Raw genomic sequence first — 20,052 nt, 5'->3', positions numbered from 1 at the left:
GCGAGCCAGACTACCGCTCGCTAAAGCCTCTGATGGCTTCGCCGCGCGGTGACCAGTCGACAACAACTGTGTCGACGTGCCCCGGCGTTTTCCCACTATTGAGCAGCTGTAACAGCTGTTCACACGCGTCACGCGAACCCTGCGCGACGACCAGCACCCGGCCGTCGGCCTGATTGGCCGCATAACCGGTCAGGCCCAGCTCCAGCGCCCGCGAACGAGTCCACCAGCGGAATCCGACGCCCTGTACGTGGCCGTGCACCCAGGCGGTCAGGCGAGTGTCAGGATCGGCCACTGTCATCCACCTCGAAGCGGACCTCGGTGCCGGATTTCAGCGTGCGCCCAACCGTGCACACCTGGTCGATCGCCCTGCTGACCACCACTACCAGTCGTTCGACCTCCTCTGCCGACATCCCGGAGAGGTCGATCTCCAGCTTCTCCTCGAGCAACGGGTAGCGCTCCTGCTCCCGGTCGGCCGCCCCGGACACCTTGATCACCGCCGGATAATCGTCGCCGAGGCGGCGGCGCAGTGGCTGGTCGCTGCTCAGGCCGCTGCAGCCGGCCAGTGCGATCTTGAGCAGCTCGCCCGGGGTGAAGACGCCCTCGTCGGTCTCCGAGCCGATCAGCACCTCCGCGCCGCGGCTGCTGCGTCCGGTGTAGCGGCGGATGCCGGTGCGTTCCACCCAAAGGTCAGTCATGGTTCCTTCCTCTGCGCCCAAACCAACGCTTGGCCGCGAAAGTGCGAGTAAATCACGCCAAAACGTCGATCTCGGCGCGGTGATTTCAACGCCTCGGCCGGGGTTGGCATTTCGGGCAATAGAACGACGAGCGATTCATGAACTTCTCGCGGCGAATAGCTGTGCCACAGCGCGGACAAGGCAGGTCCTCGCGGCCGTAGACGTTCAGTGACCGGTCGAAGTAACCGGACTGCCCATTGACGTTGACGTACAGCGAGTCGAACGACGTGCCGCCCTGGCCGAGCGCCTCGCGCATCACTTCGGTGGCCGCATCGAGCAGCTCGCCGAGCTGGCGGCGGGTCAGGTTGGCGGCCAAACGCGCGCCGTTGATCTTGGCCCGCCACAGCGCCTCGTCGGCGTAGATGTTGCCGATCCCCGACACCACGGTCTGATCGAGGAGCTGCCGCTTGATCTCGGAGTGCTTGCGGCGCAACACTGTAACGACGGCGTCGCGGTCGAACCGCGGATCGAGCGGGTCGCGTGCGATGTGGGCGACCGGCTCGGGCACCCGACTGCCGTCGACGTCGACCAGGTCGGCCAGCTGCCATCCGCCGAAGGTGCGCTGGTCGACGAAGCTCAGCGCGGTGCCGTCATCGAGCAGGGCCGCGATGCGGAGGTGATTGGTGTTGGGCACCGGGCCGAGCAGCATCTGACCGCTCATCCCCAGGTGTACCACCAGCGCCGTCTCGTCAGAAAGGTTGAGCCACAGGTACTTTCCACGCCGGTCGGTTCCGGTGATCTCCGCGTCGAGCAGCCGGGCGGTCAGGTCGGCGGCACCGGCCTCGTGCCGGCGAACTGCTCGCGGGTGGTGTACCCGCACGGCGGAGATGGACCGACCGGCGACGTGGGCCTGCAGGCCGCGCCGAACTACCTCGACCTCGGGCAGTTCAGGCACGGGAGCGGGACCGAATTAAACTGCGGCTCAAGCGTTGTCCAACTTATTCCAGGCTGCGGCGGCGGCCTTCTGTTCGGCTTCCTTTTTCGAACGGCCGACGCCATGGCCGTACTCGGTGTCCATCACCATGACCACGGCGGTGAACTCCTTGTCGTGGTCGGGCCCGGTCGAGGTGACCACATAGGACGGCGGCCCCAGGCTGCGGGATGCGGTGAGCTCCTGCAGGCTGGTCTTCCAGTCCAGGCCCGCGCCCAGCGTCGGGGCGGTGTCCAGCAGATTGCCGAACAACCGCATGATCACGTCGCGCGCAACGTCGATGCCGTGCTGCAGATACACCGCGCCCAGCAGTGACTCCATGCCGTCGGCCAGGATGCTGGACTTGTCGGCCCCGCCGGTGTTGACCTCGCCGCGGCCCAGCAGCAGGTGCGCGCCCAGGCCCTCGTCGGTGAGGCCGCGCCCCACGTCGGCCAGTGCCTGGGTGTTGACGATGCTGGCGCGGAGCTTGGCCAGGTCACCTTCGGTGCGCTCCGGGTGGCGGTGGAACAGTTCGTCGGTGATCGTCAGACCGAGCACCGCGTCGCCGAGGAACTCCAGCCGCTCGTTGGTGGGCAGGCCGCCATGCTCGTAGGCGTAGCTGCGGTGGGTCAGCGCCAGTGTCAGCAATTCTTCGGGCATGTCGACGCCGAGGGCGGCAAGTAATTTCTCACGAGTTGGGCTCACGAAGTGCCGGCCCCCGACTCGGGGGTGTCGTCGGCGGGAAACATGCCGGCCAACTTGGCGAACCGCGGATCGATCACGTCGTGCCGGTGGCCGGGTTCTCCTGCCAGCGCGACACCGCATTGCGGGCAGAGCCCCGCACAGTCCTCGGTGCACAGCGGGGCGAACGGCAGCGCCAGGCCAACAGCGTCGACAATCGACTGTTCGAGGTCGATGGTCTGGTCGACGACGTGGCCGACTTCATCTTCCTCGGTGGTCGATTCCGTGGCGCTGTCTGGGTAGGCGAACAGTTCGGTCAGCGAAATCTCGACATCTCCGGTGACCTCGGTCAGGCAGCGGGAACACTCGCCGCGCGTCGGGGCGTACATCGTGCCGGTGACCAACACGCCCTCGGATACCGATTCCAGCCGCAAGTCCAGGGTCAGGTCCGCACCGCGTTCGATCGCGATCAGGTCCAATCCGATTCGCGACGGACTGGGCACGGTCTCGTGCAGCTCCAGCATGGCCCCGGGGCGCCGCCCCAAGCGGGAGATGTCGAATACGAGCGGCGACCGCGACCTGTGCTTTGCCTTCGCACTGTTCAGTGTCGCCATGGTTCTGATCTTAAGACCCGGTGCCGTCCGATTCAGCCGGTAGGCGCGGGGCGCGTCAGATCAGCGCTGCACGTAGTCGTGCGTCCCGGCGGCGGTGCGCAGCTGGTGCCGACCGCGGCTCACCGAACGCAGCGTTCCGTTCAGGTAGTCCTCGAACTGGGCGAGCTTGTTGTCGACGTAGATGTCGCACTCGCCGCGCAGCCGGTCGGCTTCGGCGTGGGCGGTGTCGATCAACCGGGTCGACTCGGCGTTGGCCGCCTGCACCACCTCGGTCTGCGAGACCAGCCGCTGCTGCTCCTTGATGCCTTCCTGCACGGCCTTCTCGTACGACATGTTGCCGCTCTCCACGAGCCGGTCCGCCTCGGCCTTGGCCCGGCTGGTGGCCGCCTCGTACTCCCGCTTGGCCGTCGCCGCCAGGCGCGCGGACTCGTCGCGGGCCTCGGCAACCATGCGCTCACTGTGCTGGCGGGCCTCGGCGACCATGCGGTCGGCCTGCGACTTGGCGTCGGCCAGCAGGCGGTCGGCTTCGGCGCGGGCGTGGCTCAGCAGCGAGTCGGCCTCCGCGGTCGAGTTCGACACCATCGACTCGGAGTGCTCCTTGGCCTCCCGCAACAGCGAGTCGCGGGCGTCCAGCACATCCTGGGCGTCGTCGAGTTCACCGGGGATGGCGTCCTTGATGTCATCGAGGAGCTCCAGCACGTCGCCGCGCGGGACCACGCAACCAGCCGTCATCGGAACGCCGCGGGCCTCTTCGACAATCGCACTCAGTTCATCGAGCGCTTCAAAAACTCGGTACACGGCGCCACCCTCCTGGCGTAGTTGGTAGTGACCAGTGTGCCTGGTGTTACGCCTGTGACTGCGGTGGCGGCTCGGTGTGTCGGAAAGTCATTTGCGGTAACCGCACCGGTCAGAAGGCGTCTCGCTGAAGATTATCGTCCCCGGACGCCCCTTCGCGGTGCGGTTCGCAGCGCTATTTGATGGCTGCCGAGATCGCGTCGCGCGCACGGTCGAGCATCGAGGCGAACGGGCCGACCGCGAAGTTCAACTTGGCCGACTCGACTCCGGCGTGCGGGCGGGTAGGGGCGATCGCCTCGGCCGCGCGCACGGCGCCGGCCATCCGCTCCAGGTCAGGAGCGTCCAGTTCGGACTGCAACTGGTTGAACTCCTCGTTCTCCTCCCGCTCGGCGTGCGCGACCACGGCATCGCGGAACTTGGTGAGTTCGTCGAGGAATTCCTTGGAGTCGATGTCCATCTTCTCCAGCGCCGAGAGCTGCTGCTTGGCCTCGTGCTCTTCGGCGAGCAGGGCTTCGACGATATTGTCGCCGCCGGTCAGCTCGTGCCGCGCACGCGGATGAACCACCATCTCCTCGGCGGTTTCGTGCACGGCAAGAAGCTGCCGCAGATCGACGAACGCCTTCTCTCTTGCCTTGGATTCCGAGGCGGACAGCACGTCGTCGAACATGTCCTTGATCAGGTTGTGCTGGTGCTTGAGAAAGTCGACGACGTCGGTCGTGGACTGCACGAATGTTTCGACCACAGCAATACCTCCGCTGTTTGGTGGGTTTTCGGCGCGGGGCTGTGCGCCAACTTGGCGATACCCGGACGACCCCGGACCAAACCCAATGGTCAGCGGGAGCGGCTGGCCAGCTTGGCCTGCAGGCGGCGGTTCACCGGCTCGGGAAGCAGCGCCGAGACATCTCCGCCAAATGTCGCGACCTCTTTGGCCAGCGACGAGGAGACGAACGAGTACTGCGGGGTGGTGGCCACAAAGAACGTGTCCACGCCGGCGATGTGCTTGTTCATCTGAGCCATCTGCAGCTCGTACTCGAAATCGGTTCCGGTGCGCAGACCTTTGACGATCGCGGTCAGCCCGCGTTGCTTGACGAAGTCGACGACCAGTCCCTGCCCCGACTCGGCACGTAGGTTCGGCAGGTGCGCGCATGATTCGTCGATCATCGCGATCCGCTCGTCGATGTCGAACATCCCCGACTTGTTGGGGTTGATCAGGACGGCGACGATCACCTCGTCGAATTGCGCTGCGGCCCGCTCGAAGATGTCGACATGACCCAGCGTCACCGGATCGAACGATCCCGGGCATACCGCGCCACTCATGTCGGATGACGCTAGCAGGCCCCGATCTCGATGCGAGTATCTCCATAGCGACGCACCGGCCAGGATGTCCAACCCGTTGGCCAGGTGAGCTCGTCCGCCGACGCCGGCCTCTCGATCGCGACGACGCTGTCCGGGCGCAGCCAACCGTTGCGCTCCAGACTGTCCAGCAGCGCTTCGATCTCGACGGTAGAGACGTCATACGGCGGATCGGCCAACACGAGATCCACCGGCCGGTCGGCCCCGGCCGCCAGGACCGCCGCGACCGACCCCCGCCGGACCGTCGCACCCGAAAGGCCGAGGGCCTCGACATTTCGTTTGATGACCGTGATTGCGCGCGAATCACTTTCGACGAACAATGCCGAAGTCGCACCGCGCGACAATGCTTCCAGCCCGAGCGCGCCCGACCCGGCATACAGATCCAGCACCCGCAGACCGTCGAAATCCCGCCGTGCGGCAAGCACATTGAACAGCGCCTCACGGACCCGGTCCGTCGTGGGCCGGGTACCACGCGGCGGCACGTCGAAGTGCCGCCCGCCGGCGCTGCCTCCGACTATGCGGGTCAGGCCGATCCCCCGGTCAAGCCCTCCGAACCGATCACCACCAGTAGGTCGCCGCCTTCGACCTGGGCGGTGCTGCTGACAGCGACGCGGGTGACGGTGCCGGACTTGGGTGCGGTGATGGCAGCCTCCATCTTCATCGCCTCGATGGTGGCGATGGTCTGGCCCGCTTTGACCTTCTCGTCGACGCTGACCCCGACGGTGACCACGCCGGCGAAGGGGGCGGCGACGTGGTCGGGGTTGGTGCGGTCAGCCTTCTCGGCCGCCGGCACGATTTCGGCGATGTTGTTGTCGCGCACCAACACCGGGCGGAGCTGCCCGTTGATGATGCACATGACGGTGCGCATGCCGCGCTCGTCGGGATCGGAGATCGCCTCCAGCCCGACGATGAGCTCCACACCGCGCTCGAGCTCGATGCGGTGCTCGTCACCGTGGCGCAGACCCGAGAAGAACTGATTAGCGCTCAAGCCCGAGGTGTCGCCGTACTCCTCGCGGTGCGCCTCGAATTCCTTGGTGGGGCCGGGGAACAGCAATCGGTTCAAAGCGGCCTGGCGAGCCGCGCCCGGCTCGCCGAGTATCTTCTCGTCCTCGACCGACAGCGGCTGCTCAGGCTTGGCGGCCCCACGACCCTCTAATGCCTTGGTGCGCAACGGTTCTGGCCAGCCGCCGGGGGGATCGCCCAGCTCGCCGCGCAGGAACCCGATCACCGAGTCGGGAATGTCGTGCCGGGCTGGGTCCTCGGCGAACTCCTCGGCGGTGATGTCGGCGCCCACCAGGGCCAGCGCCAGATCTCCGACCACCTTGCTCGACGGGGTCACCTTGACCAGCCGACCCAGGATCCGGTCGGCGCCGGCGTAGGCGTTCTCGACGTCCTCGAACCGCTCGCCCAGGCCGAGCGCGATGGCCTGGGTGCGCAGGTTGCTCAACTGGCCACCGGGGATCTCGTGGTGATACACCCGCCCGGTCGGCGCGGGCAGACCCGACTCGAACGGCGCGTACACCCGGCGCAGCAACTCCCAGTACGGTTCCAGGTCGCAGACCGCGTCCAGGTTGATACCGGTGTCGAAGGGGGTGTGCGCCGCGGCGGCGACGATCGCCGACAGAGCCGGCTGGCTTGTGGTGCCCGACAGCGGCGCTGCGGCACCATCGACCGCGCTGGCCCCGGCGTGCCAGGCCGCGGTATAGGTGGCCAGCTGTCCGCCCGGGGTGTCATGGGTGTGCACGTGCACCGGCAGGTCGAAGCGGCTGCGCAGCGCAGAGACCAGGGTGGCCGCCGCAGGCGGGCGCAACAGCCCGGCCATGTCCTTGATCGCCAGCACATGCGCACCGGCCTCGACGATCTGCTCGGCCAGCCGCAGCCAGTAGTCCAGGGTGTACAGCGTCTCGGCGGGGTCGGACAGATCCCCGGTGTAGGACATCGCGACCTCGGCGACCGCCGAACCCGTTGCACGTACCGCATCGATGGCAGGGCGCATCGAATCGACGTTGTTGAGCGCGTCGAAGATCCGGAAGATGTCCACCCCGGTGCGGGCGGCCTCGTCGACGAAGGCGTGCGTCACCGTCTCCGGATAAGGCGTGTAACCCACGGTGTTTCGGCCGCGTAGCAGCATCTGCAAACAAATGTTGGGGATCGCCTCACGAAGCGCGGCCAGTCGCTCCCACGGGTCTTCCTTCAAAAACCGAAGCGCCACATCGTAAGTCGCGCCGCCCCAGCATTCGATCGACAACAGTTCCGGGGTCATCCTGGCGATGTACGGAGCGACCTTGAGCAGACCCGACGTCCGCACCCGCGTCGCCAACAGCGACTGGTGGGCATCGCGGAAGGTGGTATCGGTCACCCCGATCGCCGGAGAATCCTTGAGCCACTGGGCGAATCCCTGTGGGCCGAGTTCGTCGAGGCGCTGTTTGCTGCCCGGCGGTGCGCTCGCCGCGATGTCGATATCGGGCAGCTTGTCCTGGGGGTAGTACCGGGGTCGGTCCCGATACGGCGAGTTCACAGTCACCTCGGCCAGGAACTTCAACATCTTGGTTCCGCGGTCAGCCGACGTGCGCGCGGTCAGCAATTCCGGGCGCTCGTCGATGAACGAGGTGGTGATCCGGCCGGCCTGGAAGTCCGGGTCGTCCAGAACCGCCTGCAGGAACGGGATATTCGTCGACACACCGCGGATGCGGAATTCGGCCACCGCCCGCTTGGCCCGGGCCACCGCGGTGGGGAAATCACGGCCGCGGCAGGTCAGCTTGACCAGCATCGAATCGAAGTGCGCCGTGACTTCGGCGCCCAGGTGGGTTCCGCCGTCCAGGCGGATCCCCGCCCCGCCCGGTGAGCGGTAGGTCGTGATGCGGCCGGTGTCGGGCCGAAAGCCATTCGCCGGGTCCTCGGTGGTGATGCGGCATTGCAGCGCCGCGCCGTGCGGGGCGATCCGGTCCTGGCTCAGGCCCAGATCCGCCAGCGTCTCCCCCGCGGCGATTCGCAGCTGCGCCGACACCAGGTCGACGTCGGTGATCTCCTCGGTCACGGTGTGCTCCACCTGGATCCGGGGATTCATCTCGATAAAGACGTGCCGGCCGCGCTCGTCGAGCAGGAACTCCACCGTGCCGGCGCAGCTGTATCCGATGTGGTGGGCGAACGCCACGGCGTCGGCGCAGATCTGGTCGCGCAGAGCGGGATCCAGATTCGGCGCCGGGGCCAGCTCGATGACCTTCTGATGACGGCGTTGCACGCTGCAGTCACGCTCGTACAGGTGAATGACGTTGCCGTAAGTGTCGGCCAGGATCTGCACCTCGATATGCCGCGGATTCACCACAGCTTGTTCGAGGAACACCGTGGGATCGCCGAACGCCGACTCCGCTTCGCGACTGGCCGCCTCGATGGCCTCGGGCAGCGCGGCCGGCTCGGTGACCCGGCGCATCCCGCGGCCGCCGCCGCCGGCGACGGCCTTGACGAACAACGGGAAATCCATCGACTGGGCCGCGGCGACCAGTTCCTCGACCGACGCCGACGGGGCCGAGGACGCCAACACCGGCAGGCCGGCATCACGGGCCGCGGCGATCGCGCGAGCCTTGTTGCCCGTCAACTCCAAAATCGAGGCATCGGGACCGATGAACGTGATGCCCGACGCCGCACACGCCGCCGCCAGCTCGGGGTTCTCCGACAGGAATCCGTAGCCCGGATAGATCGCATCGGCCCCGGCGGCCTCGGCGGTGGCGACGATCTCATCCACCGACAGATACGCCCGCACCGGATGCCCGATCTCACCGATCTGATACGACTCATCAGCCTTCAACCGATGCAAAGAATTGCGGTCCTCGAACGGAAACACCGCGACCGTGCCGATGCCCATCTCGTAAGCGGCGCGGAATGCTCGGATCGCGATCTCACCGCGATTAGCGACGAGGACTTTAGAAATCACCCGGATACCCTACCCGCGGGGCCGACCCTCCGCCTGGTGACTAGATCAACGTCGACCAGTAGTTCCAGAACCGAACCAGGATCAGCAGGAGCAGCGCGGTGAACCAGAGCGTCACGAGCGACCACCGCCAGGTGTAGATGACGCGGGCGACAACGTTGCCCGCGAGCGGACGAAGGGCGATCGAGCACACAACGACCAGAAGCGGGACGGTGACCGCCCAGACGACCATGCAGTACGGGCACAGCGCGCCGATGCGGTACAGCGTCTGGAAGATCAGCCAGTGAATGAACACCACGCCCAGCGCGGTGCCGATCATCAATCCCGTCCAGTACCACCGCGGGAGCCGGACCTTGGCCACCGCGAGGAGGCCGCTGACGACCACGACGGTGAATGCGGCAATGCCGATCAGCGGGTTGGGGAAACCGAACGCCGACGCCTGCGGGGTGATCATCACCGAGCCACACGACAGCACCGGGTTGATGCTGCAGCTCGGCACGTAGGCCGGGTTGACCAGGATCTCGATCTTCTCGATCGTGAGGGTGGCCGAGGAGATGAGGCCGATGACGCCGGCGATCAGTACCCACCAGGCACTTGTCTGGCGCACGGCGACCCCAGCCGACGGGTCTTTCGACTCGACGGGTTCGGTCGGTTCGACCGGCGCCGGGGTCGCCACGCTCACGACGTCGGGGCCGGCGTGGGCTGGGTCGGGCTCGGCGGTGTCGGGGCGGCATCCAGGCCGGGCACGTTGCCGACGATCGCCTTCACCTTGGCGATCAGGTCCTCCGGCGAGGCGGGGCTGATGTCCTGCCCGTTGAGCCGGATGGTCGGCGTCGCCGTGATCTTCGACGCCGCGGCCAACCCCTCGACCATGTCGCTGTGTTTGCCGGAGTTGATGCACTGGGGAACGCTGCCTGCCGCACCAGCCTGACGGGCGGTCTCGATCAGCGCCTTGTTGTCCGGCGCCACGCCCGAACCCTCCTCGGGCTGCTGGGCGAACAGCGCGGAGTGGAATCGGATGAAGGCGTCCTTGTTCTCGTCGGCGACGCAGTAGGCCGCGTTCGCCGCCCGCGTCGAGTAGTTCTTGTTCGCCGACGAGTTGAGGATGGCGACCATGTTGTAGTCGGCGGCGACGGCGCCGGAGTCGACCAGCTTGGTAATGGTCGGGCCGAAGGCCTTCTCGAAATCACGGCAGTGCGGGCACTGGAAGTCCTCGTAGAGCGACAGAACTGCCTTGGGCTCGTCGGTGCCGTCCTTCTTGATCAGCTGGCTCGAGGTGATCCGCACCGCCTGGGCATTGCCTGCCGCAGCGGTCTTCTTGTCGTGGCTCATCACGATGTAGAGCACCAGAGCAACGGCGAAGATCACGACGATCGCGGTCAACCCCAGCTGGATGGCCAGGTTGCGCTTACGATCCTGAGCTTTCAGGTCATAGCGGGGGGTGCTTTTTTTATTGGTGGCCACGGGTCAGCTGATCCTCGCTGTCAAGACTGGAGTGTTAGCGCCTCTAGAGTACCGGCGGCCCGCGTGGGCCCCGTCAATCCCCGGGTCGCCTCGCCCCGGCCCGCCGGAACTCAGGCGCGGGCGAAGTGAGCGCGCAGCGCCGAGATCATCTCGGCGTTGCACTGGCTGACTTGGCCGCCCAGCGCGTTCAAATTGAGAAATGCGTGGGTCATCGGACCCATCTGCCTCAGATCGACGGGCACCCCCGCTGCCTGCAGTTTCGCCGCATATTGTTCGCCCTCGTCACGCAGCGGGTCGAAGCCGGCGGTGATGACGAGCGCCGGTGCGAGCCCGCTGAGGTCATCGGCCAGCAAGGGCGACACCCGTGGATCGGTGATGTCGACGGCAGATCCCTCGACGTAGGCGTCGGCGAACCAGTCCATGTTGCTCTTCGACAGCAGGAAGCCGTCGGCGAACAGGGTGCGCGAGCGGGTCCCGCCACGCAGGTCGGTGACCGGATAAATCAGCCACTGCAGGCTTGGCTGCCGGCCGCCGCCGTCGCGCGCGAGCTGGCTCACCACCGCTGCCAGGCAGCCGCCGGCACTGTCACCGCCAACAGCGATGCGGTCGGGATCGGCACCCAACTCCGCGGCGTTCAACACAGCCCACAGGTAGGCAGCGTAGGCATCGTCGACAGCGGCGGGCGCCTTGTGTTCGGGTGCCAGCCGGTAGTCGATGGAAAGGACGTGCACGCCGGCGTCACGGCAGATGAGCCGGCACGCTGAATCATGCGTTTCGAGGTCGCCGAAGACGAATCCCCCGCCGTGATAGAAGACCAACAGTGGAGCGCCGTCGGCGTCGGCCGGGCGATAGTGCCGAGCCGGGATGATCCCGGCCGGCCCGGGAATCTCGATCGGCCCGATCTGCGCGACGTGGATGTCGGCCTCGTCGAGGCTGGCCGTCGCTTCCCGGTTTTGTCGCCGGGTGGCGATCGGATCGCCGGTCACCGCGAGGCTGCTCATGCCGGTCGCCCGCTGGGCGGCCAGCATCATCTGGATTGACGGATCGAGGGTATTCCCGTCGATCGTGACCGCGCGGCCACCCGACAGCAGCCGCTTGAGCCCGCTCGGTAGGTGCGGAATGAGCTTGACGCCGGCCCGGTTGGCCACCGGCAGCGCCCGCTGGAGGAACCGGCTTCGCGCAGTGCCGGACACGGTCTCAGTCATCGATATTCCTCGGTTCTGTTGTGCAGTACCGGTATCGCCGCAGCGTACGGGACCGCGACTGCCGGCGGCCCGTCAGCCCCGGCTGCGCTGGGCGGTTGACGAATCCGACAATTCGACCATTCTTCAGCGGCGGCGCGCCGGGCCTGCTCAGACGACATATCGCCCTGGGTACTATCGTCACCCGAAGTCGGTTGACCCGTAGCCGATTGCGACGGGTCGTGTCCCCGACTCACTCGACTCCACAGACAGGTGACACGATGCCGGCGGCCGCGATCCCCACCGTCACGCTCAACGACGACAACACCCTCCCCGTGCTGGGCCTCGGCGTCGCCGAGCTCTCCGCCGAGGAGACCGAGAGCGCGGTGGCCAGCGCCCTGGAGGCGGGTTACCGGCTGATCGACACCGCCAAGGGCAATGAGGAGGCTGTCGGGCGCGCCATTGCCGCGTCGGGCATCCCCCGCGACGAACTGTTCATCGCCACCAAACTGGCCACCGAGGACCAGGGGTTCCAGTCCGCCCAGGACGCCATCAGGGCCAGCGTCGAGCGCCTCGGCCTGGAGTATGTGGACCTCTACCTCATGGACTGGCCCGCCGAGCAGAACGGCAAATACATCGACGCCTGGGGCGGAATCATGCGGTCCCGCCAGGACGGCCTGATCAAGTCGATCGGTGTCGCGAACTTCACCCCCGAGAATTTGGCGGACATCATCGACCTGAGCTACTTCCCGCCGGCGGTCAATCAGGTCGAACTACACCCGCTGCTCAACCAGTCCGAGCTGCGCACGGTGCACGCTGAGCGTTCGATCATGACCGAGGCGTACATCCCGACCAACGAAGGCAAGCTCACCGAGACTGCCGCGATCACGGAAGTTGCTGCGGCTCATGGTAAGTCGCCCGCACAGGTGCTGATCCGCTGGAGCCTGCAGCTGGGCGACATCGTCGTTACCCCCTTCGCCAATGCAGCCCAGGTCGCCGAAAACGCCGACGTGTTCGACTTCGAGCTCACCCCCGCGGAGGTGGAGACCCTCAACGGGCTCGACGACGGGACCCGGTTCCGGCCGAACCCAGAAGGCTGAATCGGTATCTGGGGATTCGGCTTCGCGTCTGCGCACAGCGCATCGACTCTGCGGTGAGCGCGATTCCGATTCGGAGATCCGCACTGACCGCAGAGTCGATGCCGCTTTGGGTCAGGCGTCCAACAGCCAGTCGTTCGGGCTGAACAACTCGCAGTGCACCTGCTCCTTGGCGATGCCGCGGACAGTCAGCTGAGCGCGCACCGCCTGCACGAAACCGTCATTGCCGCAGAGATAGATCTCGGCGCCATCGGCGATCTCGATGCCCTCGAGGTTCATCAGACCTTCGTGGATCCTGACGTTGTCCCCGTCGACGCCCTCGGCATACCAGAGATCCAGGCTCGCTTCGGGCAGGATGTCCACCAGTTCGCGGTGCCGCTTGCGCAGCGGGTGCGTCACATCGCTGCGGTCGGCGTGCAGAACCTGCACCGGCGCCCGGCAGCCATGCTCGACAAGGTATTCCAGGATCCCGACCATCGGCGTGATGCCGATGCCTGCCGAGATCAACACCACCGGAGCGTCGCTGCGCGGCTCGGGCAGATCGCCGAACGGCACCGTGACGTCCAGCAGATCGCCGACGCGCACGTTCGAGCGGATCCAGTTGGACACCTCCCCGGCCGGGCTCTGCCCGACGGCGTCGACCGGCTTGACCGCGAAGGTCAACTCGGTGGCGCCGGGAACGTTCACCAGGCTGTACTGGCGAAGCTGGCGCGCGCCGTCCGGCAAGGTCACGCCGACCGAAACGTATTGCGCGGCAGCATTGTTCGAGATTCCCTCGGCGCCCACGGTGATCAGCACAACACCCGAGGGGTCATCTTCACGGGCGGTGACCCGCAGCCGGCGGAAGACATCGCCGGTCTCAACCCCGGCGCGGGTGTAGAGCTCACGCTCCAACCCGATCAGGGTGTCGGCCATGATCCAGTAGACCCGGTCCCACGCCGCGGCGACCTCGGCGGTGACCGTGTCGGCACCGAGAATCTCGACGATCGCGGCGAACAGGTGCTCATGCACGATCGGGTACTGGTCGGCGGTGACGCCCAGCGACGCGTGCTTGTGGCCGACACGCGAGAGCAATTCGCTCGGGTGCGGCAAGTCCGGATTCACTAGGTGGGTCGCGAAGGTCGCAATCGACGCGGCCAGCGCTCGCTGCTGCGATCCCTGCGCCTGATTGCCGCGGTTGAACAGGTTGCGCAGGAGTTCGGGATGTTGACCGAACATCCGCCGATAGAACGCCACCGTGATCTCGTCGACATGTGCGCCGACGAGCGGCAGTGTCGCCTTGATGATCTCGGCGTGCTCGGGCTCAAGTTTGTGAACCTCGGCCGCTTCGATTGCGGTGGTGGTCATTTCGGATCCTTTCACTTCAGTTGTAAAACAACGGGCAGCATCTGGCTGCCGACGAGGTCGGAGATGGTGTAGCGATCAAGCTCGGCGTAGAACGCCTCTTTGGCATCGGCGAGCACGCGTCGCAGCCGGCAGCCCGCGATCAGCGGACAGGCCGGCTGCCCGGTGCAGTCGACGACCTCGCGATCGCCTTCGAGCCGGCGCACCAGCCAGCCGAGCGATGCGTCGCGGCCGGTTTCGGTGAGTTCCAGGCCACCGGTGCGGCCGCGGCGGGAATTCACCAGCCCCAGTTCGGTCAGCCGCGAGACGGCCTTGGCGACGTGGTTCTCCGACGCGCCTGCCGCCGCGGCGACCGTCTTGGTGGTCACCCGCTGCTCGCGGTCGTGGCCGGTGGCGAGCAGCATCATGGCCCGGAGGCCTAGGTCGGTAAAGCGTGTGAGCTGCATAAATCTGACGGTAGTTTATTCCGCATCTGATATGCGCATTTAATCGATGTGGGCTTGAATACACGTATCCGTTCGGATTTTTGACCTGCGAAGATCGACAGGCCTGATGCGCGTCATGGTGGACCGTGACCCCGCGCGGCGCTGTCGGCGACCGACTGATCACCCGCGCTTACCGGGTGGGGCAGGTGGCCGCGGCCTCGCGCAACTCGTCGGCCGACGCCTGATCCACCGGCAGTGCGTAGCCGCGAAGCACGGCGATGAACTGAATCGCGTACTGACACCAGAACGCATGGTTGGGCGGCATCCAGCTGCCCGGCGGTTGGTCACCTTTGTCCTGATTCACCTGACCGTCAACCGCGAGCAGGTTGGCCGGGTCATTGGCGAATCGAATTCGCATGTCGTCCGGCCAGTTTCGGGCACCCATGTCCCACGCGTACGCCAGCGGCACCAGGTGGTCGATCTGCACCGCGGCACCGACTTGCGCGCCTCGGGTGAACGGAACGGTCGCGCTGGTGTAGGGATCGTGTAAGACACCGGTCGCCACCGCCTGCGGGCAGCGTTTGGTGGACACGAAGGTCTTGTCGACGAGATCGCGGTCGAGGATGTCGTCGCGGGTGTCGCAGCCGTTGTGGCCACCGGGCGCGGAATTGTCATCATCCCAGGCATCGCCGAACGCCGCGCGCCGGTAGTCGTAGCCGCGGATTCGCACGGGCACGATCACGAGGCCGTCGAGCACATCGGTACCCGGCGCCACCGTCGGGACGTCGGCGCGGGCGATCATGGCGTCGGGATGGCTCGTCGAAGACATCACCTGCACCGAGACGATCACCGACAGCGCTGCGATCACCGCCAACCAGATCAGCGGCCGGCGTCTCACGACTTATCCAGATAATCGATCCGGTCACCGCCGGTGAACTGGCCGGCCAGAACCCCCATCCCCCGGTTGCCGGGATCGCGGGCGTACATCGACTGGGCCACCTCGCGCGCGTCGACGATGACCTCGAGGTGCTCAGCCAGTGACAGAAACCGCAGCGTGATCGGGCGCCCGGACTGGTTGAGTCCCAACACATCCCCCTCGCGGCGCTCCTGCAAATCCAGATCGGCCAGCGCGAAGCCGTCCAGCGTGCTGGCAACCGCGGTCAGCCGTTCACCCGCTTTGGATCCCTCCGGAAGCTTCGTGGCCAGCAGGCACAGGCTCGCATGCGAGCCGCGTCCGATACGCCCGCGCAGCTGGTGCAGCTGGCTGATGCCGAACCGGTCGGCGTCCATCACCACCATCACCGTCGCGTTCGGCACGTCCACGCCGACCTCGATCACGGTGGTGCACACCAGGACATCGATCTGCCCGGCGCGGAACGCCGACATCACCGCGTCCTTCTCGTCGGCGGCCAGCCGGCCGTGCATCAAGCCCAGGCGCAGGCCGGCCAGCGGTCCGTGACCCAGGTGCTCGAACAGGTTGATGACGGTCTCGGCGGGCGGACCGGCCTGCTGTTCGCCCGCCTTGTCGTCCTCGTCGATGCGGGAGGCGACGACGTAGGCCTGGCGCCCCTGGGCGACTTCCTCGGTGATCCGCTGCCAGGCCCGGGCCAGCCATTGGGGCTTGTCCTTGATGAAGATCGTGTTGGTGGTGATCGGCTGACGTCCACGCGGAAGCTCGCGCAGCGTCGACGTTTCCAGATCGCCGTACACCGTCAGCGCGACGGTGCGAGGAATCGGCGTAGCGGTCATCACCAGCAGATGAGGGGTCAAACCTTCAGGCGCCTTGGCTCGCAACCGATCTCGCTGCTCGACACCGAACCGGTGCTGTTCGTCGACGACGACGAAGCCCAGCTTGTGAAATTCGACCGCGTCCTGCAGCAGCGCGTGGGTGCCGACGACAATGCCGGCCTCCCCCGAGGCAACCTCCTCGCGCACCTGGCGCTTCTGCGCCGCCGACATCGACCCGGTCAGCAGCGCGACCCGGGTCGCGCCGTCCTCACCCCCGAGTTGACCGGCCATCGCCAACGGGCCCAGGATGCTGCGGATCGACTGGACATGCTGGGCGGCAAGGACTTCCGTCGGTGCCAACAGCGCGCACTGGTAGCCCGCGTCGACCATCTGCAGCATGGCCAGCACCGAAACGATCGTTTTGCCGGAGCCGACCTCGCCCTGCAGTAACCGGTTCATCGGCTTGGTCGCTGCCAGCTCGGCGGTGACGACGTCGAGAACTTCGCGTTGACCCACGGTCAACTCGAACGGCAGCCGTTGCATCATCGCGGCGGCCAACCCGTCATCGCGGCGCGGTGCGGGTGGGCCGGATTCACCGAGTTCGCCATGTCGGCGCAGCGCCAGCGCCCACTGCATGCCGACGGCTTCGTCGAACCTCAGCCGCTCGCGTGCGGCCTGGCGTTCGGGTTCTTTCTCGGCGACGTGAATGGCGCGCAACGCCTCGTCCTCGGAGATCAGACCACGTTCGCGCACAACACTTTCCGGCAGAGGGTCGGCGATCGGGTCCAACACTGCGAGTACCTGCTGCACGCAGGCGTAGATGTCCCAACTCTGCAGCTTGGAGCTGGCCGGGTAGATCGGGAAGAAGTCGCGTTCGAACGCCGACATCGTCAGCTCGCCGGCCGCCGACGTCGACGTGTCGGCGATCGTCTTGAGTGACTTACTGCCGAACACCCGGCCCTTCGGCGATTTCAGCGCCAGAAAGTCCGGGTGAGTCAGCTGCATATTGCCTTTGAAGTAACCGACCTCGCCGGACAGCATGAGGCGGACGCCCACCACCAATTCGTTCTTCAGCCACTTGGCGTTGAAGAACGTGGCGGTGACCTTGCGCCGGCCCTTGCCCAGCGTGATCACCAGATATTCGCGCTTGGGTTGGCGATTGGTCCAGCGCACCTCGGCCTTCTCGATCTCGCCGACCAGCGTGATGTGTTCGCCCTCCGCCGGCGGCTCCTCGTCCTCACTCCATACCGACATGCCGTGGATGTACTTGCGGGGATAGTGCCGCAGCAGGTCGTCGACGGTGCGGATGCCGAACACGTCGTCGAGCAGGCCGGCGGCCTTGCCGCCGACGATGCCGTCGAGCCGGTCGGTCAGGTTGACCACGGCTACTCCACTCCGATCAGCAACGCGTCGCCGCGGTGACCGGTGGCATAGGTCGCGAATTCGATTCCGGGATGACGCCGGTGGACATGCGCGGCCAACGCCTCAGCGACCGCAGGATCGACGCCGTCGCCGATCAATACGGTCACCATCTCGCCGCCCGCCACCAACAACAGATCGATCAGCCCGGTGGCCGCAGCCGTGACATCGTCGGCGACCACCAGCACTTCGTCGCCGGCGATGCCCAGTCCGTCACCGGGTTCGCAACTGCCCGCCCATGTCAGCGCCTGCTCGGTGGCGGTGCGCACCGACCCGTGCCGGGCGGCGGCCGCCGCCCTTGCCATCGAGTAGCCGTCGTCGACGGCCTGCCGGGCCGGGTCGTGGACGGCCAGCGCGGCCAGCCCCTGCACCATCGAACCGGTCGGCAACGCGACAACGTCCATGCCCCAGCCGATTCCGGCCGTACATCCGGCGACCAGCTCCTCGGCCGCCACATAGCCATTGGGCAACACCATCACCTGGGCGGCTCCGGCGTCGACGATTCCGCGCAGCAATTCGTGGGCGCTGACACCGTTGGTTGGATCGGTGAGCTCGGCGTCCGGGCGCAGCACGCAGGCGCCCTCCTGCTCGAAAAGCTCTGCGGCACCGTCACCGTCGACGACGGCCAGCACCGCGCGGTCACGGCTCCAGCTTCCGGGGGAGACCCGGGCCTGGCCCGTGCTGAGCACCGAGATCTGAATTCGGCTGATGGCGCCGGCCGCCATCCCGGCCTCCACGGCGGCGCCGGCGTCGTCGGTGTGGACGTGAACCGAGTACCGGTCGGCCGACGCGGCGATCGCCACCGAATCACCGAGCTGCTCCAACCGGGTGCGCAACGGATCGAGGGCTGCCGCATCGCAGTCGGCGAGCTGATACATCACCTCGAATTGGGGCGGAGCCGGTTCCGCGGCGACGCTCTCGATGCGCGGCGGCCCCGGCTCATAGGCGTCCCGGTGCGGCGTATGCCCGGTCATAGTGGCGATCAGCGCATCGATCAGCACCAAAAACCCGCGCCCGCCGGCGTCCACCACACCGGCCTCGGCCAGCACGTCCAACTGCTCGGGCGTGCGCTCCAACGCCGCGACTCCGGCCTCGGCGCCCGCCATCAGCGCCTCGGCCAGGCCGGCGCCGTCGGCGGCCCACTGCTGGACGGTGTCGGCGACGGCCTGCAGCACCGACACGATGGTGCCGGCCACCAGTTGGCCGCCCATCGACGAGACGACCAATCCGACGGCGTGCCGCAGCGCGGCGCCCAACAGGACCGCGTCGATATCGGCGAGAAACCCGTCGGTGTCGGCGGCAGCGGCGGCGGTGACGTCGGCCAGGCCGCGCAGGATCTGAGACAGGATGACTCCGGAATTTCCCCGGGCGCCGTGCATTGCGCCTTCCGCCATTGCGGCGGTCAGCTCGCTGACACCGCCGGCGCCGGTCACCGACTCCGCGCCGGTCAGCGCAGCCCGCATGGTGAAGAGCAGATTCGTCCCGGTGTCGGAATCTGCCACCGGGAAAACATTGAGCCGATTGATCTCGTCGGTGTGGGTGATCAGATCGCCGACGGCGGTGTGAGCCCAGTCGCGCAGGGCCGATGCGTCCAGCCGCCGGTCCGGCATCGGCACCTCCTCGCGATCCCTGGCCCACCACACGGCTTCGTCGCGACAGCCTATCCAGTCCACCCGACACTGCGATGCCAGCGCCGCACGGGACCGTGGGATACTGGGGTCGCCGCAGGTCAGCGCCGCCCGGGTGGGGTCTTCAGAGCGTGGGACCGGCCGATTTTGGCGTTCGGTTCACCGGACGGCTATCCTAGTCAGGTTGTCGGGTCACCCGTCGTGCGGTCGTTGGCCCCCGGACAAAGTTCGACTACTGACTTAGAGGAGTTCTACATGGCTGCCGTGTGCGACGTCTGCGGAAAGGGCCCCGGCTTCGGCAAGTCGGTGTCGCATTCCCATCGCCGGACCAGCCGCCGGTGGAACCCGAACATCCAGACCGTGCGTGCCGTCACCCGCCCGGGCGGTAACAAGCACCGCGTGAACGTCTGCACCTCCTGCCTGAAGGCCGGCAAGGTCAGCCGCGGCTGATCCCCTCCACGCCCAAACCGACATTTGGGCGGGTTGCGGGTAGGGACGATCGTCCGCCGGTATTCGGAACGCCAGTCGCTGAACCTGTTCATGCGTGATGGCTTCATCGACCGCTACACGGGCAACCGACTCATAAACCCGGTGTTCTCCGCCTCCTCCATGTTGTGCTCGGGGAGGACTTCCCGGCACATCCGAACTGGAGGTCTCACGTCAGCCGAGGTGAGTGCGACGACGAGTCGACCTGGGTCACAGCGTCGATGCTGAGCAATCAGGCTAAGGCCCAGTGGTCGGTGGACGACCT

General features: G+C 66.8%; 20 protein-coding genes. 2 read left to right on the top strand and 18 right to left on the bottom strand.

What is annotated here, in order from left to right; genetic code table 11:
• Positions 1–10 precede the first annotated feature (10 nt).
• The 13 genes from AB431_RS10635 to AB431_RS10575 all read right to left on the bottom strand — a co-directional run bounded on the left by AB431_RS10635 (position 11) and on the right by AB431_RS10575 (position 11,684).
• The gene (locus AB431_RS10635; protein ID WP_047329887.1) at positions 11–292 is read right to left on the bottom strand and encodes an acylphosphatase; all 282 of its coding nucleotides are present in this window, start codon (positions 290–292) and stop codon (positions 11–13) included.
• Positions 279–695 (bottom strand): OsmC family protein, encoded by a 417-nt coding sequence (locus tag AB431_RS10630; protein ID WP_047329886.1) that lies wholly within the window; start codon positions 693–695, stop codon positions 279–281. The genes AB431_RS10635 and AB431_RS10630 overlap by 14 nt, the downstream gene beginning before the upstream one ends.
• Positions 696–780: 85 nt before the next feature.
• Positions 781–1,629, bottom strand: coding sequence for a DNA-formamidopyrimidine glycosylase (gene mutM / locus AB431_RS10625; protein ID WP_047329885.1), 849 nt, complete (start codon positions 1,627–1,629; stop codon positions 781–783).
• Between the two features lie 27 nt (positions 1,630–1,656).
• Complete coding sequence (gene rnc, locus AB431_RS10620) at positions 1,657–2,304, bottom strand: ribonuclease III (RefSeq protein WP_047329884.1); 648 nt, start codon at positions 2,302–2,304, stop codon at positions 1,657–1,659.
• A 41-nt stretch (positions 2,305–2,345) separates the two neighbouring features.
• On the bottom strand, positions 2,346–2,939 hold the full coding sequence (locus AB431_RS10615) for a DUF177 domain-containing protein (protein ID WP_047329883.1): 594 nt from the start codon (positions 2,937–2,939) through the stop codon (positions 2,346–2,348).
• 60 nt (positions 2,940–2,999) lie between these two features.
• Positions 3,000–3,737, bottom strand: a complete 738-nt coding sequence (sepIVA, locus tag AB431_RS10610; RefSeq protein ID WP_047329882.1) for a cell division protein SepIVA — start codon at positions 3,735–3,737, stop codon at positions 3,000–3,002.
• Between the two features lie 172 nt (positions 3,738–3,909).
• Entirely contained in the window at positions 3,910–4,476 is a 567-nt protein-coding gene (locus tag AB431_RS10605) for a hemerythrin domain-containing protein (RefSeq protein ID WP_047329881.1), read from the bottom strand.
• A gap of 89 nt (positions 4,477–4,565) precedes the next feature.
• Complete coding sequence (coaD, locus tag AB431_RS10600) at positions 4,566–5,051, bottom strand: pantetheine-phosphate adenylyltransferase (RefSeq protein WP_047329880.1); 486 nt, start codon at positions 5,049–5,051, stop codon at positions 4,566–4,568.
• A gap of 11 nt (positions 5,052–5,062) precedes the next feature.
• Positions 5,063–5,614: a 16S rRNA (guanine(966)-N(2))-methyltransferase RsmD gene (gene rsmD / locus AB431_RS10595; RefSeq protein WP_047329879.1), complete on the bottom strand. Its 552-nt coding sequence runs from the start codon at positions 5,612–5,614 to the stop codon at positions 5,063–5,065.
• Entirely contained in the window at positions 5,611–9,018 is a 3,408-nt protein-coding gene (locus tag AB431_RS10590; protein WP_047329878.1) for a pyruvate carboxylase, read from the bottom strand. Before AB431_RS10590 ends, rsmD begins: the two co-directional genes overlap by 4 nt.
• Positions 9,019–9,058: 40 nt before the next feature.
• Complete coding sequence (locus AB431_RS10585) at positions 9,059–9,691, bottom strand: vitamin K epoxide reductase family protein (RefSeq protein ID WP_047329877.1); 633 nt, start codon at positions 9,689–9,691, stop codon at positions 9,059–9,061.
• A gap of 2 nt (positions 9,692–9,693) precedes the next feature.
• Positions 9,694–10,479: a DsbA family protein gene (locus tag AB431_RS10580; RefSeq protein ID WP_047329876.1), complete on the bottom strand. Its 786-nt coding sequence runs from the start codon at positions 10,477–10,479 to the stop codon at positions 9,694–9,696.
• Positions 10,480–10,589: 110 nt separating this feature from the next.
• On the bottom strand, positions 10,590–11,684 hold the full coding sequence (locus tag AB431_RS10575; RefSeq protein WP_047329875.1) for an alpha/beta hydrolase: 1,095 nt from the start codon (positions 11,682–11,684) through the stop codon (positions 10,590–10,592).
• Positions 11,685–11,941: 257 nt separating this feature from the next.
• On the opposite strand from AB431_RS10575, the gene AB431_RS10570 reads away from it, so the two are divergent.
• Complete coding sequence (locus AB431_RS10570; RefSeq protein ID WP_047329874.1) at positions 11,942–12,760, top strand: aldo/keto reductase; 819 nt, start codon at positions 11,942–11,944, stop codon at positions 12,758–12,760.
• Positions 12,761–12,871: 111 nt separating this feature from the next.
• Here the strand turns inward: AB431_RS10570 and AB431_RS10565 are convergent, their stop codons facing one another.
• From AB431_RS10565 to AB431_RS10545, 5 genes are all read right to left on the bottom strand, one after another.
• Positions 12,872–14,104: a globin domain-containing protein gene (locus AB431_RS10565; RefSeq protein ID WP_047329873.1), complete on the bottom strand. Its 1,233-nt coding sequence runs from the start codon at positions 14,102–14,104 to the stop codon at positions 12,872–12,874.
• Positions 14,105–14,115: 11 nt separating this feature from the next.
• On the bottom strand, positions 14,116–14,547 hold the full coding sequence (locus AB431_RS10560) for an Rrf2 family transcriptional regulator (protein WP_047329872.1): 432 nt from the start codon (positions 14,545–14,547) through the stop codon (positions 14,116–14,118).
• A gap of 169 nt (positions 14,548–14,716) precedes the next feature.
• Positions 14,717–15,424: an HNH endonuclease family protein gene (locus AB431_RS10555; RefSeq protein ID WP_047329871.1), complete on the bottom strand. Its 708-nt coding sequence runs from the start codon at positions 15,422–15,424 to the stop codon at positions 14,717–14,719.
• Positions 15,421–17,637, bottom strand: coding sequence for an ATP-dependent DNA helicase RecG (gene recG / locus AB431_RS10550; RefSeq protein WP_047329870.1), 2,217 nt, complete (start codon positions 17,635–17,637; stop codon positions 15,421–15,423). The genes AB431_RS10555 and recG overlap by 4 nt, the downstream gene beginning before the upstream one ends.
• A 2-nt stretch (positions 17,638–17,639) precedes the next feature.
• Positions 17,640–19,283 carry a DAK2 domain-containing protein gene (locus tag AB431_RS10545; protein WP_047333295.1) on the bottom strand — a complete coding sequence of 548 codons (1,644 nt, stop codon included), beginning with the start codon at positions 19,281–19,283 and terminating at the stop codon, positions 17,640–17,642.
• Between the two features lie 273 nt (positions 19,284–19,556).
• Between AB431_RS10545 and rpmB the strand changes: the two genes are divergently transcribed.
• The gene (rpmB, locus tag AB431_RS10540; protein ID WP_047329869.1) at positions 19,557–19,751 is read left to right on the top strand and encodes a 50S ribosomal protein L28; all 195 of its coding nucleotides are present in this window, start codon (positions 19,557–19,559) and stop codon (positions 19,749–19,751) included.
• The last annotated feature ends 301 nt before the right edge of the window (positions 19,752–20,052 follow it).

Origin of the sequence: Mycobacterium sp. EPa45, assembly GCF_001021385.1 — a bacterium.
GTDB lineage: Bacteria > Actinomycetota > Actinomycetes > Mycobacteriales > Mycobacteriaceae > Mycobacterium.
This window is presented reverse-complemented; position numbering and strand designations above follow the sequence as displayed.